We start from the raw sequence: 16902 nt of genomic DNA on the forward strand, positions 1-16902 counted from the left end.
GGCTTTATTGCGCCTCGAGCGCGGCCAATAGGCTCGCCTGATCCGGCGCCGCGGCGACGCGCACATTGGCGCAGCCGGCGGCGCGCAGCACGCGCGCGACATCCTCGGACAGAGCGAAATGCGTGACGCGCGTGCGAAGCGTGGCCGGGGCGCCGGCCGCATCCGCCAGAGCGAGGAAGATCGATGCACTGCGCGCGGAATAATGCAGCGCGGCGTCGATTTCGCCAGCGGCCAGAGCGGCGCGGGCTTCTTCCCCAAGAGCGGCGACGGCGCGCGCCTCATAGGTCTCGACCACTGTCGCCACATGTCCGCGCGCGCGCAAAAAACTTTCGAGATCGTCCTTGCGATCATGGCCAGCGAGATAGAGAAAACGCGCCGGCGCCGCGAAGCGCGCGCCGAGCAGAAGCGTCAGCGCCGCCACATCGGGCGCGCTCGCCTCCACCTGCGCGCCGCGCGCGGACAGCGCCTGCGCCGTCTTGCCGCCGACGACGAAAAACGGCGCGCTCGAGGCCGCGAGCCCTTCCGCAAATTGAATCGCGCGGGCGCTGGTCGCCAGAACCGCGTCGAAGCGCTCGGCCGGAATCGGCGCGCCCGTGGCGGCGATCTCCAGAACCGGCGCGATCAGCGGCGCAAAGCCCCGCCGCCGCAATTCTTCCGCCGTGCGCTCGGCGTCCTCTCTCGCCCGCGTGACGAGAACGCGCCTCATGTGAGACCCGCGACTCCATTGGGCAGGCGCAGCAAAATCTCATTGGCGGCGGCGTCGCCGATCAGCGCCGCATCCATGGACGGCCCGCGCCGGCGCGCCTCATAGACTTGCGAGCCATCCGCCCGCAGCGCCATGCCGTGGAATTCGATCTCCTCGCCGTCAAGCTTGGCATGGGCGGCGATGGGCGTGCGGCAGGAACCGTCCAGCACGGTGAGAAAGGCGCGCTCGGCGGCGAGCGCGGCGGCGGTCGCCGGATCGAGAATGGCGGCCAGAGCCGCGCGGACGCTCGCATCGCCGGCGCGCTTGGTGACGGCTATGGCGCCCTGTCCGGCGGCAGGAAGAAAATCCTCTATCGGCAGAATGGCGGTGGCGTGGCGCTCGAGGCCGAGCCGCTTGAGCCCGGCGAGCGCCAGCAGCGTGCCGTCCACCTCGCCGCTCTCCACCTTGCGCAGCCTGGTCTCGACATTGCCGCGCAGCAGCACGATGGAGACATCCGGCCGCAGCCGCTTCACCTGCGCGCCGCGCCGCAGCGAGGCCGTGCCCACCACCGCGCCCTTCGGCAGCGCGTCGAGCGTCGCGCCATTGCGGCCGATCCAGGCGTCGCGCACATCCTCGCGCGGGAGATAGCCGGCGATGGCGATCTGAGGCGGCAGATGCGTCGGCAAATCCTTGGAGGAATGCACGGCGAGATCGATGCGCCCCTCGATGAGGGCGACGTCCAGCTCCTTGGTGAACAGCCCCTTGCCGCCCGATTCCGAGAGCGGCCGGTCCTGGATCATGTCTCCCGTGGTGCGGATGACCTCGATCGGCAGCGTCTCCGCCTCGAGGCCGAGCGCCGCGGCCAGCAAGGCCCGCAGCTGCCGCGTCTGCGCCAGAGCGAGAGGGCTGCCGCGTGTGCCGATGCGCAATTGTGTGGTCGTCATAGCCTCGTCCGCCGTGGGAATTGTCGAGGCGGACTATAGGGAAAAGCGGCCGGGCTACAAGCGGGCGGGAGGGGGTCGGGGAGTTTCGGAGAGGGCGTTAGGAGGGGACGCTCTGGCAGGAACGTCTTAACTCCAACCTAAACGGCTAAACAGCGATCTCTCGACCGGCAGGACCAAACGATCGTCCCAATTGATCGTTTTTGTTCTCAGCTTTTTTGAGCCATCCGGCGCCACAATCGAGAGTTCGCCTTCATCGCGAAGGAACGCAATCTGACGACTAAGAATGTCTGAGGTAACTGGTGTATCATTGCAGTTCCCTGCAAACAGATCCTCGACGACGAGTCCCGTACCGTCACGGTTCGCTGCATGGATCATTCGGGGAAGCTGTTCCAAGACGGCCGCTTCCGAGCGCTTCATCGCGTCATCGTCGAACATAAAAGACATAACATCCTGCCGGAGATCTTTCGACGGATCGAAACCGAGCGCACGGAATCCAGCGCCGCCGTGATGTTGAAAATGGTTTTTTAGCCGCCAGTGCAGCTTTCCCATCTCATCTCGAGCCTGCCGATGATTTGAAAAATGCAATAACCAGTATGATCGGTGCGCCTCCACCGAATGAATAAAGAAAGGCGTGTAAAATCGTGACCCAGTCCGGCTTTGGACATGACGATATAGACCATTCTGAATTAGGTGGCGCCACCCTGCTTGGGTCTTCAGTTCGGTCAACGCCCGAACATCCTCGCGATCAAGATCGATATTCAAGAGCGCTTGTGCGTCTGCTGTCTTCACGGACAAGAAGTCGATGAGGGCATCGACAGCGAATGTCAGCAGGATTTCGGGTTTTTTCAACGTGGCCAGGATCGAACGGATCGTTTGGAGTCGAACGTCGCTCCAGCCATACTGGTCCAGAAAAAATAGGGAGCGGTTTGCGGAACCCTTATTCTGAATGTGGGCAATCAAGTTGCCGCTGACGTCCTCGAACAGGGCTTCATGGATAAAAATGTTCTTTCCGAGACGAGACCCGTAGCCGCGCTTCTCAAGCAAGTCTCTGAGAAAGGCCACGTGATAGGGGTTGGCATCGACAAAGAAGAAATCTACCTTGAGGTCAAAGCCTTTCGCACGGACCGCTTTCAGCTCCCTTTCTACGCTCTCAACAGCTGCCAACAAACGTAGTGGAGAGCCATCTACTTCGGCGGCGCCTCTTCGATAGAGTCCGCCACCGCTGAAGCCATCAACGATGGTCAGATTGAGCATCGTCTGGCTCGGGTTACGTGTTAGCCGTTCGATATAGACTTTGATGTATTGTTCGAATATATCGTGTTTCGCGACGCTGTGAGCGCCAAGATCAGGAAGCGGCTCCCCTATCCTCCAGGCATAGCTCATCGCGTAGAGTGCTCCGTTCCTTGTCGCCAACTTCGTAGAGCTCTATTATCGGAAACGCGTCGACGCGATACGCACAATTCTAGACTAACTCATTACTAAATACTATGACGAAACCAACTCTGTTTACGTCAGAAATATTCTTGGGCTGGACGCTCCAGATGGGCGCTCAGAGTGAGACGGAGGCGTTCGGAACTTCGTCCCAAACCTTGTCACGATATACGCGTCCGTTGGCCTTTTTGGAACGACGTTTATTGTCTTTTCCCCACGCCCCCCACTGCTTGAAAAAAAATGCCGTGTTGTACGTCGCACAACTATCGAAGATTTCGTCAATCCACTCCTCGCGGATTGGGCGAGCCCACCTCCCGCTCTCTCCGCCGACGATTGCCCAGTGAATCTCATGCAGATCGACAGCTCCCAGCGAGCCTATCAGCGGCTCAAACGAAATAAAACGAATTGCCGCTGGCACGGCGCGGAGACAATCGATGCGCTCGGCGACCTCAGCATTCTCCACACTCGTGCCCAACCATACGTTTGGCAGAACTTCGCCGATCTTGGAGCGAACAAGGGCGCCCATTCGTTCTGGGCGTTTGGTGAGGATTTGATAATGGTGGCGTGGAGTCGCGCGCATTACCTCCCACACTTTCAGAATGAAAGTGTCTGTCACACGTTCGTGAAATAGGTCGGACATCGAGTTTACGAAGATTTTTCGTGGCTTCTTCCAGTTCAATGGAATACCCAATGAAACTTCATCTTCGCGCACGATTCCGTTCCAAATCGCTCGCTTTCCACTGTGCCGAGTAAGTCCCCTATACTTCGGTACGCCCATCGCTTTAAGACGACTTGCCATCTCCATGGCATAGCAATTCGTGCAGCCGGCGCTGACGAGAGAACAGCCTGCAACCGGATTCCAGGTCGCGTCCGTCCACTCAATTTGAGTCTCAGCCATGACCGTCCCTTCATCACACTGTTGATGACGTCGATCTTTGAACGCGGTCAATAGCAGTTTGACGGTTAATAGCGAGTTCGGACGGGACCACTACGAGCTTCAGGGCATGAACAAACTTCCTTGACACATCCTGAAAATATTCCTATATCCCTCCCACTCCCGCCCACAAAGGGCGCGCTCCTCGGGTCGTGGGGCGCGGGCGGGGGGCGGCTCCATCCGGGATGGCGACCCCCGTCCATGGACAGGCAGCGCGTCGCCGGGCGGCGTTCTTCTCCCGTCCATAGGGAGAAAAAAGAACCGCTCCGTGATCCCAGGCCGTCGGACTCGATCGCGTCTTGATCGAGAAACCCCAGGATTCGCGGGTTCGACCAAGCCTCGGGATGTCGACGAGAACGACAACCGCGTTTCGGGACGCTCTGGACCCGATCGAATTTTTTCGCGCAACGGCCGTAAGGGGCCGGAGCGTCCCGAAACGCCCTTTCCCACCCCCGCGCAGCAAAGCGCCGGGGCGCGCTCGCGCGGGCGCGTAAACAGTCCCTCACCCTGAGGAGCCTGCGCAGCAGGCGTCTCGAAGGGTCGGCCGCCGCGCGCGGAGCATCCTTCGAGGCTTTTTGCGTTCCCGCAAAAAGCGCCTCAGGATGATGGGATTATTTTCCTACATCACCAAAAGCTCTGCGGATCGACATCCACAGCCACGCGCACGCCGCCGCGCTCCTTGGGCGCCGCCGCCAGCATGGCGCGCAGATAGGCCTGCAGATCGGCGCTCTTGGGCGCCTTCACCAGCAGGCGGAAACGATAGCGCCCGCGAATGAGCGAGATGGGCGCCTCGGCCGGGCCGAGCACCACGATCTCATCGGCCTCCGGCAGGCCGCCGGCCGGGGCGACGCGATAGCGATCGGTGGAGGGCAGCGAATGCCCCGCCCGCGCCAGAGCGCGCGCATGGGTCTCGGCGGCGCCGGCGTCCTTGGCCGAGACGATCAGCGCCGCGAGGCGTCCGAAGGGCGGCAGGCCGGCGCGCTCGCGCAATCGCGTCTCCTGCGCGTAGAACGCCTCCGCCTCGCCGGAGAGAATGGCGCGAATGACCGGATGGTCGGCCTGCCAGCTCTGAATCAGCGCGCTGCCCGGCTTGTCGCCGCGGCCGGCGCGGCCGGTCACTTGGTTCAGCAGCTGAAAAGTGCGCTCGGCGGCGCGGGGATCGCCGCTGCCGAGCCCGCTGTCGGCGTCCACCACGCCGACCAGAGTGAGAAAGGGGAAATTATGCCCCTTGGCCACCAATTGCGTGCCGATGACGATATCGAAAGCGCCGGCCGCGATCTCGGCGAGCTCGCGGCGCAAGCGCTCCTGCCCGCCTGGAAAATCCGAGGAGAGCACCAGAGTGCGGGCGTCCGGGAAGAGGATCGCCGCCTCCTCCGCCAGCCGTTCGACGCCCGGCCCGCAGGCGGTGAGCGAATCCTCCGCCTCGCATTCCGGGCATATGTGCGGGCGGCGCTCGACATGGCCGCAATGATGGCAGACCAGCGCGCGGCGAAAGCGATGCTCGACCAGCCAGGCGTCACAATTCTCGCAGCGGAAGCGATGGCCGCAGCTGCGGCACAGAGTGAGCGGCGCATAGCCGCGCCGATTGAGGAAGAAGAGAACCTGCTCGCCGCGCGCGATCGTCTCCTGCGCCTCCGCCACCAGCCGCGGCGCGAGCCAGCGTCCGCGCTCCGGCCCATTGGCGCGCATGTCGATCGCCTCTATCCGCGGCATGGGCCTCGCATTGGCGCGGGCGGTGAGGCGCAGATAGCCGTAGCGGCCGGTCTGCGCATTGACGCGCGTCTCGATGGAGGGCGTGGCCGAGGCGAGCACGATGGTCGCGCCCTCGAGCCTCGAGCGCACCACCGCCATGTCGCGGGCGTGATAGGCGACGCCATCCTCCTGCTTATAGGCGGCCTCATGCTCCTCATCGACGACGATGAGCCGCAAATTCGAAAAGGGCAGGAACAGCGCCGAGCGCGCGCCGGCGACGACCTTCACCTCGCCGAGCGCGACGCCGCGCCACAGCCGCGCGCGCTTGCGCTCGGAGACGCCGGAATGCCATTCGGCGGGCTTGGCCCCGAAACGCGCGGCAAAGCGCTCGAGGAATTGCGCGGTGAGCGCGATTTCCGGCATCAAGACCAGCGCCTGCCCGCCGGCGCGCAGAGCCGCCGCGACGGCCTCGAAATAGACCTCCGTCTTGCCGGCGCCGGTGACGCCCTCCAGCAGAAAGGGCCGATAGCCGCCCTGCTCCACAGCGCTCGTCAGCGCCTCGGCGCCCGCGAGCTGCTCGGCCTCCAGCGGCGCGCGCGCGAAATCGGGATCCAGCGCGCCGGCGACGGGCTCCGGCGGCAGAGCGACGGCCTCGAGCGCGCCGGCGTCGACCAGCGCATCGACGACACCATTGGAGCAGGCCGCCGCGCGGGCGAGCTCGCCCTTGGAGAAAGTGAGGCCGCCCTCCGCCGCCTCTATGACGCGCGCCCGCGCCGCCGTCATGCGCTCGGGCGGCGGACCGGCGAGCCGATAGCCGACGCGGGGCGTCTCCGGCGCCGCCTCCTCCACCGCGCGGGTGGCGAGGCGCAGCGCCATGCCGCGCGGCGCCAAGGTCCAGCGCGCCACCCAATCGACGAAGCTGCGCAACGTCTCGCCCAGCGGCGGCCGGTCATATTTGGCGATGACGGATTTGAGATTGCCCGGCCCGGCGGCGCCCGCCGGCGCGACCGACCAGACGACGCCGAAGGATTTGCGCGTCGCCAGCGGAACCTCGACGCAATCTCCCGGCGAAAGCCGCAGCGCCGGCGGCGCGTAATAGGAATAGGCCATATCGACGGCCACCGGCAGCAGGATCTCGACGATCTGCGCCCCTTCCCTCGTGTCCGCCTCGCCGCTCATGGGCGTTGTCTTAAAGTGTTTTCGAGCGAAGTGGGAATTGGTTCGCTTGAAGAAAACACGACCGAAGGACGAAGCTCCGATATTTTGGGCGGCGGGCGCTCAGCGGGCGGCGATCCGCTTCGCCGCGTCGCGGCGGGGCTGGGCGAATTTCGTCCGGCTCCGCTCGCTCACCGGCCTCTCGCTCGCCGGCTTGGCGCTCACGGGCTTGTCGCTCGCAGGCTTGTCGCTCGCGGGCTTGACGGCGGCCGGGGGCGCTCCCACATCCAGCTCGCTGGTGAAATAACGGGTCAATTCGGAGACGATCATCGACTTCACATCGGCGCCGAGCGCGGTGAGGACGACACGATAGCAAGCGCTCGGAGGACCATAGACCTCATGCGTCTTTTGATCGATCAGCTCGTCACGCCGCATGATCTCGACCAGCTTCTTCTCTTCCAGAGATTTGTCGATGACGGCAAAGAGGCGCGTTCGCGCATCGGCTCTGTCATAGTCGCATTTGACCGCATCGGCGCCGAGCCTGTCCATGCTCGCGGCGTCGAGCGGAAGAAGATGGATCAACCGCTCCACCTCGCGCGGCCCGAGGTTTCGCGCGCGGGCGATGAGATCGCCCATGGAGTTCTTTTTCGCGCCGAGATCGGGGTTGATCTCGAAAGCCTTTTGTCCGAGCGCAAGCTTGAAATCGCCGATCTCGACCGACTGAACCTTGGAGAGCAGCATCAGCGCCGAGTCGGGCCGCTCATAGACGAAGACCCCGGCTGCGGCGGTCGGCGCGCCGATCGCCGTCGCCAGGGTCACGCTCTTGATGAAATCAAAAAGGTTCTTGGCAAAATCGGTCATCGCAATGCTCCGTCCCAATGTCTCTTGCTCGTTTCGAACGCTGAGATATTGCGGGACGGGGCTCCGAGCTTCTGTGCTCGCGCGCACAAGCCGATGAACGAAGCGTTAAGAAATCTCCGGGGGCCGGCGGCCGAGAGCGCGCGAGGGCCGCGCGCGCAAAAGATCGATCTCCTTCGACAGCGGTCCGCCGCGATCGAAAGCGAGCTGCGCGAGCGGCGCGATGAGCGTGTGGCGCGCGCCTCCGCCGAATGCGAATTGCGTGACGCACATCACAGATTCGCCGGTCTCGAAAATAGAGGTGACGATGCAGTCGGGAGAGAGAGCGCCGGTGTGAACGAGGGATTGCGCCTTGCGCCGCAGAATGGGACGCATCCGCGCGCGGGCTGGAAGATAGAGCGACAGGTCGCGCCAGCCCCCCTGGGCGTCGCGCGAGACATGATCCATCTCGAAATCTCCTTTGGGCAAATCTCTCGTGATCCGAGCGTCGCCGATGACCGAATGGACGCCATCATAGATCAGCGCCCTGTCACCGTCCTGTCGGGAGAGCGTATCGTCAAAGGAATTTTTGGAATTTTCGGCTGAAAATCATGTTACGCGAAGGTTATGCGAGGTTCGTGTGAGCTTCGTGAAATATTCGCGTTACGTTATACGCGCTATTACGGAGACGGGCGGCGCGGCTGCTCGCGCGCCGCGCCCATCGACGGCCGCTCAGACGAGCATGGCCGCCGGATGCTCGATCAGCCGCTTGAACTCCGCGAGCAGCGTGGCGCCCAGCGCGCCATCGACGGCGCGATGATCGACGGAGAGGGTGACGCTCATGATCGTCGCCACGGCGGGCGCGCCATTTCTGGCGATGATGCGCTCCTCGCCGGCGCCGACGGCGAGAATCGTCGCATGCGGCGGATTGATCACGGCGGCGAAATTCTTGACGCCGAACATTCCGAGATTGGAGACGGCGGTCGCGCCGCCCTCATATTCATTGGGCTTCAATTTTCGTTCGCGCGCGCGCCGCGCCAAATCCTTCAGCTCGATCGCGATCTCGCGGAAATTCTTGGTCTCGGCGTTGCGCACGATGGGCGTCACCAGCCCGCCGGGGATGGAGACGGCGACGCCGACATCGGAAGATTTGTGCTTCAGCATCGCCGTCTGCGTGAAGGTGACATTGGCGTCGGGAACCTTCTGCAGCGCCAGCGCCATGGCCTTGACGATGATGTCGTTGACCGAGACCTTCCACTCGGGCTCGCCATTCGCGCCCTTGGGCGCGGCGCTGTTGTAATCCTCGCGCAGATGCAGCAGCGCGTCGATCTCGCAATCCGTCTGCAGCGCGAAATGCGGAATCGTGCGCACCGCCTCGACCATGCGCCGCGCGATCGCCTTGCGCATCGAATCATGAGGAACCTCGGTGAAGGAGCCGGGCGCGAAGAGCTGGCGCACCACGGCGTCCGACATTCCGACCGGCGCCTCGATCACCGGGGCGGAAGACGGCGCCGCCACGGGCCGCGCGCCGGAGCCGAGCGCCGATTTCACATCGCGCTCTATGATGCGGCCATGCGGGCCGGAGCCCTTCAGAGCGGAAAGATCGAGTCCGCCTTCCCTGGCCAGCCTGCGCGCCAAGGGGGAAGCGAAGATGCGTCCGTCGGCTCCGCCGGGGGCGAGCCGCTCGTCTCCAGAGAGAGCCATGAGGTCACCTATAGAGAACAGCCTTCGCCGCCGCGATCACATCGGCGACGGAAGGCAGAGCCAGCTTCTCGAGATTGGCGGCATAGGGCATGGGCACGTCCTTGCCGGTGACACGCAGAACGGGGGCGTCGAGATAATCGAAGGCCTCCTCCTGCACGCGGGCGGCGATCTCCGCGCCTATGCCGCATTGCGGCCAGCCCTCCTCCACCGCCACGCAGCGGCCGGTCTTCCTCACCGATTCGATGATGGCGGGAACATCCATCGGCCGCAGCGTGCGCAGATCGACGACCTCCGCCTCTATCCCCTCCTTGGCCAGCGCCTCGGCGGCCGAAAGACAATGGATGACGCCGATGGAGAAGGAAACGAGCGTCACATCCGTTCCCGGCCTCGCGATGCGCGCCTTGCCGATGGGAATGAGGAAATCCTCGAGCATGGGCGTGTCCCATTGCTTGCCGTAGAGAATCTCGTTCTCGAGGAAGACGACGGGATTGGGATCGCGAATGGCGCTCTTCAAGAGCCCCTTGGCGTCGGAGGCGTTGGAGGGTGCGACGACCTTCAGCCCCGGCACTTGCGAGAACCAGGCCGCGTAATCCTGGCTATGCTGCGCGGCGACACGGGCGGCGGCGCCATTGGGGCCGCGAAAGACGATGGGGCAATTGATCTGCCCGCCGGACATATAGAGCGTCTTGGCCGCGGAATTGACGATGTGGTCGATCGCCTGCATGGCGAAATTGAAGGTCATGAATTCGCAGATCGGCCGCAGCCCAGCGAAGGCGGCGCCGACGGCGAGGCCGGCGAAGCCATATTCGGTGATCGGCGTGTCGACGACGCGGCGCGGGCCGAATTCCTGCAGCAGGCCCTGCGTGACCTTATACGCCCCCTGATATTCCGCGACCTCCTCGCCGATGACGAAGACATTTTGGTCGCGGCGCATCTCCTCGGCCATGGCGTCGCGCAGAGCTTCGCGCATGGTCATGGGGAGGAGCGTCGTATCGGCCGGAATTTCGGGGACGGCGACTGCGGGCGAAGGAGCGGCGGGCTCGGCCGCAGTCGCGGCCGGCGCAGCGGGGACGGCGGCGGCGGCAGCCGCCTCCTGCGGAGCGGAGGCTGGAATATCCGGCGCCTTGGCGGGCGCAGGCGCGGCGTTCTCGGTGGGGGCGGCGGCCGGCGTCGAAGGCGGAGCCTCCGCGGGGCCGATCTCCTCGCCCTCCTCGGCGATGACGGCGATGGGCGTGTTGACGGCGACATTCTCGGCGCCGCCCGGCACGAGGATGCGGGCGAGCACGCCCTCGTCCACGGCCTCCACCTCCATCGTCGCCTTATCGGTCTCGATCTCGGCGATGACATCGCCGGCCTTGACCTTGTCGCCTTCGTTCTTGAGCCATTTGGCGAGCTTGCCCTGCTCCATCGTGGGCGACAGCGCGGGCATGAGGACATTCACGGTCATGGATTTATCCGCACAATAAAGAGGGCGCGCGCTCCCTTCTCCCACTTGTGGGAGAAGGTGGCCCGGCGAAGCCGGGTCGGATGAGGGCTATCGCTGCAACAACCGCCTCGGGCCGTAAGTCTCGAAGGAGCAGAAAAATCGCGGGCCCTCATCCGACCCTCGCTGACGCGAGGGCCACCTTCTCCCGCAAGCGGGAGAAGGAGAAGAGCGCGATGAGCCCGCCCTTCCCTCATAGAACCACATCCGTCCACAATTCGCTTGGATCTGGCTCTGGATCATTGGTCGCGAAATCCGCCGCCTCGGACACGATGCGGCGCACGGCGGCGTCGATCTGCTTCAACTCGTCCTCGCCGATCCCGCCGGCCAGCAGACGGGCGCGCACCTGCTCGATGGGATCATGCTCCTCGCGCACGCGCTGCACTTCTTCCTTGGAGCGATATTTGGCAGGATCGGACATGGAATGGCCGCGATAGCGATAGGTCTGCGCCTCGATGAGGAAAGGCCCCTTGCCGGCGCGGCACCAGTCGAGCGCCTCGCGCGCAGCGGCGGCGACGGCGCGCACATCCATGCCGTCGATCTGCCGGCCGGGAATGTTGAAAGCTGTGCCGCGCATGGAAAAATTCGCCTGCGCGGAAGAACGCTCCACCGACGTTCCCATAGCGTAGCGATTATTCTCGACGATGAAGACGATGGGCAGCTTCCAGAGCTCCGCCATATTGAAGCTCTCGTAGACCTGGCCCTGATTGGCGGCGCCGTCGCCGAAGAAGGTCAGCGAGACGGAGCCGTCGCCGCGATAGAGATCGGCGAAAGCGAGGCCGACGCCGAGCGGGGCCGGCGCGCCGACGATGCCATGGCCGCCATAAAAATTCTTCTCGCGCGAGAACATGTGCATAGAGCCGCCCTTCCCTTTGGAATAGCCGCCCCGCCGCCCGGTGAGCTCCGCCATCACCCGCCTCGGCTCCATGCCGCAGGCGAGCATATGGCCGTGGTCGCGATAGCCGGTGATGAATTGATCTGTGGATTTCGCCGACATTCGCGCGCCGACGACCACCGCCTCCTGGCCGATGTAGAGATGGCAGAAGCCGCCGATGAGGCCCATGCCATACATTTGGCCGGCCTTCTCCTCGAAGCGGCGGATCAGCAGCATCGCCCGATAGGCGGATAGCTCCTGCTCGCGCGTGAAGGCCAGAATGCCGCCCTCGGCCTGCGCGCCCTCGGCGGCGCTGGCCACATCGGCGATTTTCGCGTGTCTGTCCGCTGCCGGCATGGCCGCCCGTCCTCGTCGTCGTTTGACAATATCTGGGAGCGCGTGAGGCGAAGAGCGAGCCCTCGTCCCTCCCGCATCGCGGCGAGGGCTCCGCCTTCGGCAGAATAGCTCGAGCGCGCGCCGAAAACGAGCCGTCTCGCGGCGCTGTCCTCAGCGACGCGGCGGCGACGCAGGCGGCGTGAGGATTACAATGTCGTTGCGATGCGCGCGGCCGAGCACCAGGCGCGCCTCCTCGTCCAGAATATCGGCGTCGACGACATCGCCGCGCACCAGCGCCAGCTTACGCTCCCATTGGGAACGTTCGGCCTTCAGCCCGCCGAGCTCGGCGCGCAGCTCGGCGATGCGCTGCTCATATTCGACGCCGGTCTTGAGCCCGCGCTGGCCGTTGACGCCGTGCCAGACGAAATAGCTCGCCACGAGCCCCGCCGCTCCGTAGAGCAGCAGGGGGATCAGAAAGGAGCGCAGAACATGACGAGCGAACATGCCGCCACTTTGCGCGAACATTGTATAAGCGCCGTTAACGGCCTGGGTCTCGCCGAATCGGGCGGTCAGCGCCGCCCGCGCGCCACCCGCTCGATCTCCGCGCGCACGAGGCGCTCGACGAGATGCGGAAGATTGTCGTCGAGCCATTGCTTCAGCATGGGCCGCAACATGTCCTGCGCATAGCGCTCGATGAGATCGGCCTCGCTGATGACGATGCTCGCCGCCAGAGCCTGGAAATGCGCGCCGATCGACATGGCCGCATCGGTCGAGACCAGCGGCGTCGGATCGTCATTGGCAGGCTCGAACGGGCTCGGCTCGATGCTCGCGATCATCTGCTCCTCGACCGGCTCATCCGCTATGTCCTGCACATAGGGCTCCTCGGCCGCCGCGACGACGGGCTCGTCGAGCGTTTCATCGACGACCTCCTCCGCCGTGTCCTCGGACCAGCGGCTCTGATCCGCCGATTCGGGAGCCGGCGCGGCTTCCTCTTCGGGAGCGGCGGACGGCCGCAGCCAGAAATCGGCGGGCTTGGCGGGCTCGACCGCGGGAACGGAGACGGGAGCCGGCGCGGCGACGACCGGCGCAGGGGCCGCGGGACGAGCGGCCACAGGCGCGCGCGCGGCGGGCGCAGGCGCGAGCGGCGCCTCCTCGCGCTGCGGCGGCTCGGCCGGGCGCTTCTCCTTGTCGCGCCTCGCGGCCGGCAAAGCGTCGTCGTCGGCGATGATGCGCCGGATCGATGCGAGGATCTCCTCCATCGACGGCTCGTGCGACCGGCGCTCGGCGTCGAGCGCCGGCGCGGTGATCGAAGCGTTCACTGCGCTCATGAGATGTGCTGCTTCCCGTCTCGCGGCGACGGCTCCGCAATATCATCGCCGCGCGCTATTCTTGTCCGCTCACTTCGAGCGTCGAGTCGCATCATCCGATGATTCCCCCCTTTGGTAAAACCACAGGGGTTGTGCGTAAGGGAGTTTGCACACGATTTTTTACGCAGCGCGGCCTTATCGCGCGGCGCTCAGCGCTCGGCGGGCGTGTCGACGCCGATCCACATGCCGCGCACCTGCTCGAAATGCGTCGTCGGATCATAAGCGACGACATCGAGCTTCAAGCTGTCGGCCGAGAGGCGCCCGATGGAGCCGAGCGCCGCGTAAGACGCGACGACGCGATCGCGCTGCGCGATGATGAGCGAGACGCGCGCATTGAGCAGCGCATATTGCGCATTGAGCACATCGAGCGTGGTGCGCTGTCCGACCTGCGCCTCCTCGCGCACGCCGCGCAGAGCGATTTCCGCCGCCTTGACAGCAGCTTGACCGGAGAGAATCGAAGCGCGCGCAGTGTCGAGCTGCGCATAGCTGGAGACGACGCTGGCGCGCACGCTGTCGCGCTGCAGATCGGCGTTGAAGCGCGCCTGGCCCAATTGCTCCTTGGCTTGTCGAATCGATGCGTATTCGGAGCCGCCCTGATAGATCGGCACGTCGAGCCGTCCGCTCGCGCCGGCGGAGAATTGCCGAGTCGCGGGCGATCCGAGAAAGGAATCATATTGCTGAGAGAGCTGCGCGGCGACCGAGAGAGTCGGCGCCAGCGCGCCTTCCGCCACCTTCACCGCAGAAGCGGCGACATCCACCTGATGCTGCGCGGCGACGACGCCCGGATGCTCGACAATGGCGACGGCGATCGCCTGATCGAGCGATTTCGGCAACAGCGATTCGACCGATTGCGCCGGCTGCAGATTTTTCGCCTCGGCGCCGATGATCTGGCGATAAGTGGCGACGCTGGTCTTCAATTGCCCCTGGGCGCCATAGAGCTCGGTGCGCGCCTGAGCGAGAGTCGATTCGGCCTGGGCGACATCGGTGCGCGTCACCTCGCCCACTGCGAATCGATCCCGCGTGCGCTCGAGCTGCTGCTCCAGCACGGCGACATTGTTCTTGCGCAGATCGAGCACCGCCGTGTCGCGCAGAACATTCATATAGGCGGTTGCGCCATTCTGCAGCGTCGCCTGCTCGGTGAGCCGCATCCCCTCGCGCGCGGCGTAGACGCCCGATTCGGCCTGGCGCACGGAATTGCCGGTGCGGCCGCCGTCATAGAGAGTCTGCGACAGGCTCAGCGTGGCGCCGCGCGGATAGCCGACATATTCGTCATACATATAGGTGCGCTGGCCGGTCAGCTGGCTGCGGCCGGCCGGAATCTTGATGTTGGAGTTCTGCGGCCCAGCGCTCGCCGAAATGCTCGCTTTGGGACGCATTCCGGCGGCGGCCTTGGGCGCGTCCTCGTCCTTGGCGCGCACATTGGCGCGCTGCTGATTCATGTCTGGATTGCCGCGATAGGCGCGCGCCAGCGCCTCCTTCAGCGTCTCCGCGCCGGCGGCGGACGGAGCCGCGAGGCCGAGGGCCAAAAGCCAAAGCCCGAGCCAGGACGACGGACGCAATTCGACGATACGCATTCCACAAAGACCCGCTCTGGAACAAAGCGCGCCCGGCGCTCGACGAGAGCGCGGGGCGAGCCCTACGGCCTACTCACGGAACACGACGCTCGAAACAGGGCGAATCCAAGCCGAAACAACGAAGGCTTTGGACTGATCGCCCTCAGAACACGAAACCCGGCGCTTTTTCAAAGCCCTCCAGAACGGGAGCGGAAGCGTCGAACAAAGCGCGCGCGCCGGCCGGAGCGCCGCCGGAGCGGTCGAAGCGGGTGACGGCCCAGCCGGCGTCCGGCTCCGCCTTGGCGATGGCGAGCAGCCGGCCGTCAGGGGTGAGCTGCTCGAAGAGACGATCGAGCCCCTCCTCGACCGCGCCTTGCACGACGATGACGTCGAAGGGCGCGGCGGCGGGAACGCCGGCCGTGAGCGGGCCGGTCTCGACGCGCACATTGGTCGCGCCGATGAATTGCAGATAGGAGCGCGCCGTCGCCGTGAGGCGGGCGTCGTCCTCGAGGGCGACGATCTCGCGCGCCAGCGGCGACAGCAGCGCCGAGGAGTAGAAAGTGCCGCCGGCGATATCGAGCACGCGATCGGTCTCGCGAATGCCGGCGTCCTGCAGCAGGCGGGCGAGCACCAGCGGCGGCAGCAGCGCCCGGCCGGGACGGCCATTCTCGTCCTCGAGCGTCAGCGCGAGATCGGAATAGGCGAGCGGGGCGAGGTCGTGCGGCAGGAAGAGCTCGCGCGGCACGTTGAGGAAGCGCCGCAGCAGCGGCAAATCCGTCACATCGAATGTGCGCAGCTGCCGCTCGACCATCGTCTGGCGCAGGGTCGCGGTCGCCGCGCCTTGTTGCGAATTCGTCTCTGCGTGGAGCTCAGCAGCTTCGGCCATCGACCTTCCGGCGTCGCGCCGGCCTCTCGCGGGGGGTCTCGACGACGGCCGCCGGTCCGCCGCGGGCGCCCCGCCTCATGAAAGACGCCAAAATTCCAAAGAAGGCGTTCGGACGGGCCGGCACCTCTCGCCGAACGCATTCGCTTCGCCGCGCTGCAAGAGCTCGGCCGTGCGCTTTATAGGTTCGCGCCGCGCCCATGTCCATGGCGGCCCGGCGCGTTCCCCCCTCAATTCCGCTCGAGCTCGCCGAGCAGAGCGCCGGCGGGATCGTCCTGGGCGAGGGCGCGCATCTGCGCCAGCGTGCGATTGTCCAGCACATTGGCGATGGCGTCGCGGGCTTCCAGCATCAAGAGGCGCACGGTGCAGCGGGCCTCGTCCTCGCAATCGTCGCAGCGGCGATAGACGGTGCGGCTGGCGCATTGGATCGGCGCCAGCGGCCCGTCGAGCACCCTTATGATGTTCCCGACGCGTATCTCCTGGGGCGCGCGCGCCAGCGTGTAGCCGCCGCCCTTCCCCTTCTTGGAATGGACGAAGCCGGCGTTGCGCAGCTCGCCGAGGATGGCGTCGAGAAATTTCTTGGGGATTTGATTCGCCGCGGCGATATCGGTGACGAGCGCCGTCCGCCCCGGCTCGAAGCCGGCCAGATAGACCATCGCCTTCAATCCGTATTTCGCTTTCTTCGTCAACATCGAGCGGCGTCTCCTCGCATCCGCCTCGCCGGCGTCAGGGGTTATTTTTTCTCCGGCGAACGAATTCTACAGCAAAATGGCGCCATTGCGCGCCCATTGTCCACTCGCGGCCCACTTCCCGGCGCCCGCCGGCGCGCGGAGCCGAATGACGGTTTTCTTCTACAGCCTATAAAATACATCGAAAAATCAGACCGAAAGCCCATTCGCCGGCGCGCCGACCGCCTCGCCGCTCTTCACGCGCCAATTCGGCGGCCAGGCCGAGGATTCGTAACGCTAGGGTCACAGCCGCGGCCGACCGGCTCGAGCGTCGCTTCTTACCTTGACATGTTATA

Annotated in this window: 15 protein-coding genes and 1 pseudogene; 1 reads left to right on the forward strand and 15 read right to left on the reverse strand. The window is 65.1% G+C overall.

The genetic code is table 11. The features are described 5' to 3' along the window. Window positions 1-4 precede the first annotated feature (4 nt). The 7 genes from EDE12_RS10240 to EDE12_RS10270 all read right to left on the reverse strand — a co-directional run bounded on the left by EDE12_RS10240 (window position 5) and on the right by EDE12_RS10270 (window position 8146). Entirely contained in the window at window positions 5-706 is a 702-nt protein-coding gene (locus EDE12_RS10240; RefSeq protein WP_026598947.1) for a uroporphyrinogen-III synthase, read from the reverse strand. Then, on the reverse strand, window positions 703-1629 hold the full coding sequence (gene hemC / locus EDE12_RS10245; protein WP_026598948.1) for a hydroxymethylbilane synthase: 927 nt from the start codon (window positions 1627-1629) through the stop codon (window positions 703-705). The genes EDE12_RS10240 and hemC overlap by 4 nt, the downstream gene beginning before the upstream one ends. A 126-nt stretch (window positions 1630-1755) precedes the next feature. Then, window positions 1756-3012, reverse strand: coding sequence for a three-Cys-motif partner protein TcmP (locus EDE12_RS10250; RefSeq protein WP_084768636.1), 1257 nt, complete (start codon window positions 3010-3012; stop codon window positions 1756-1758). 166 nt (window positions 3013-3178) lie between these two features. Then, on the reverse strand, window positions 3179-3958 hold the full coding sequence (locus tag EDE12_RS10255) for a DUF5131 family protein (RefSeq protein ID WP_026598950.1): 780 nt from the start codon (window positions 3956-3958) through the stop codon (window positions 3179-3181). 660 nt (window positions 3959-4618) lie between these two features. Continuing rightward, on the reverse strand, window positions 4619-6865 hold the full coding sequence (locus tag EDE12_RS10260) for a primosomal protein N' (protein WP_024880433.1): 2247 nt from the start codon (window positions 6863-6865) through the stop codon (window positions 4619-4621). 99 nt (window positions 6866-6964) lie between these two features. Further along, on the reverse strand, window positions 6965-7702 hold the full coding sequence (locus EDE12_RS10265; RefSeq protein ID WP_024880434.1) for a hypothetical protein: 738 nt from the start codon (window positions 7700-7702) through the stop codon (window positions 6965-6967). 105 nt (window positions 7703-7807) lie between these two features. After that, entirely contained in the window at window positions 7808-8146 is a 339-nt protein-coding gene (locus tag EDE12_RS10270; RefSeq protein WP_024880435.1) for a hypothetical protein, read from the reverse strand. Here EDE12_RS10270 and EDE12_RS21855 point away from each other — a divergent pair. Next, window positions 8138-8284: a hypothetical protein gene (locus tag EDE12_RS21855; RefSeq protein WP_157096215.1), complete on the forward strand. Its 147-nt coding sequence runs from the start codon at window positions 8138-8140 to the stop codon at window positions 8282-8284. The two genes, EDE12_RS10270 and EDE12_RS21855, sit on opposite strands and share 9 nt — an antisense overlap. A gap of 126 nt (window positions 8285-8410) precedes the next feature. Here the strand turns inward: EDE12_RS21855 and EDE12_RS10275 are convergent. From EDE12_RS10275 to EDE12_RS10310, 8 genes and pseudogenes are all read right to left on the reverse strand, one after another. Then, window positions 8411-9343: pseudogene (locus tag EDE12_RS10275) on the reverse strand (2-oxo acid dehydrogenase subunit E2); the annotation flags it as partial. A gap of 43 nt (window positions 9344-9386) precedes the next feature. Then, window positions 9387-10829, reverse strand: a complete 1443-nt coding sequence (locus tag EDE12_RS10280; RefSeq protein ID WP_024880437.1) for a pyruvate dehydrogenase complex E1 component subunit beta — start codon at window positions 10827-10829, stop codon at window positions 9387-9389. A 229-nt stretch (window positions 10830-11058) separates the two neighbouring features. After that, window positions 11059-12096 carry a pyruvate dehydrogenase (acetyl-transferring) E1 component subunit alpha gene (pdhA, locus tag EDE12_RS10285; protein ID WP_024880438.1) on the reverse strand — a complete coding sequence of 346 codons (1038 nt, stop codon included), beginning with the start codon at window positions 12094-12096 and terminating at the stop codon, window positions 11059-11061. Between the two features lie 150 nt (window positions 12097-12246). Further along, window positions 12247-12600 (reverse strand): septum formation initiator family protein, encoded by a 354-nt coding sequence (locus tag EDE12_RS10290; RefSeq protein ID WP_026598952.1) that lies wholly within the window; start codon window positions 12598-12600, stop codon window positions 12247-12249. Window positions 12601-12644: 44 nt separating this feature from the next. After that, window positions 12645-13403, reverse strand: a complete 759-nt coding sequence (locus EDE12_RS10295; RefSeq protein ID WP_024880440.1) for a DUF2497 domain-containing protein — start codon at window positions 13401-13403, stop codon at window positions 12645-12647. A 188-nt stretch (window positions 13404-13591) separates the two neighbouring features. Beyond that, window positions 13592-15016, reverse strand: coding sequence for a TolC family outer membrane protein (locus tag EDE12_RS10300; RefSeq protein WP_026598954.1), 1425 nt, complete (start codon window positions 15014-15016; stop codon window positions 13592-13594). A gap of 142 nt (window positions 15017-15158) precedes the next feature. After that, on the reverse strand, window positions 15159-15881 hold the full coding sequence (locus EDE12_RS10305) for a protein-L-isoaspartate O-methyltransferase (protein WP_026598955.1): 723 nt from the start codon (window positions 15879-15881) through the stop codon (window positions 15159-15161). Window positions 15882-16108: 227 nt separating this feature from the next. Continuing rightward, the gene (locus tag EDE12_RS10310) at window positions 16109-16570 is read right to left on the reverse strand and encodes an Rrf2 family transcriptional regulator (protein WP_024880443.1); all 462 of its coding nucleotides are present in this window, start codon (window positions 16568-16570) and stop codon (window positions 16109-16111) included. Between the last annotated feature and the right edge of the window lie 332 nt (window positions 16571-16902).

Source organism: Methylosinus sp. sav-2 (assembly GCF_004366495.1).
GTDB lineage: Bacteria > Pseudomonadota > Alphaproteobacteria > Rhizobiales > Beijerinckiaceae > Methylosinus.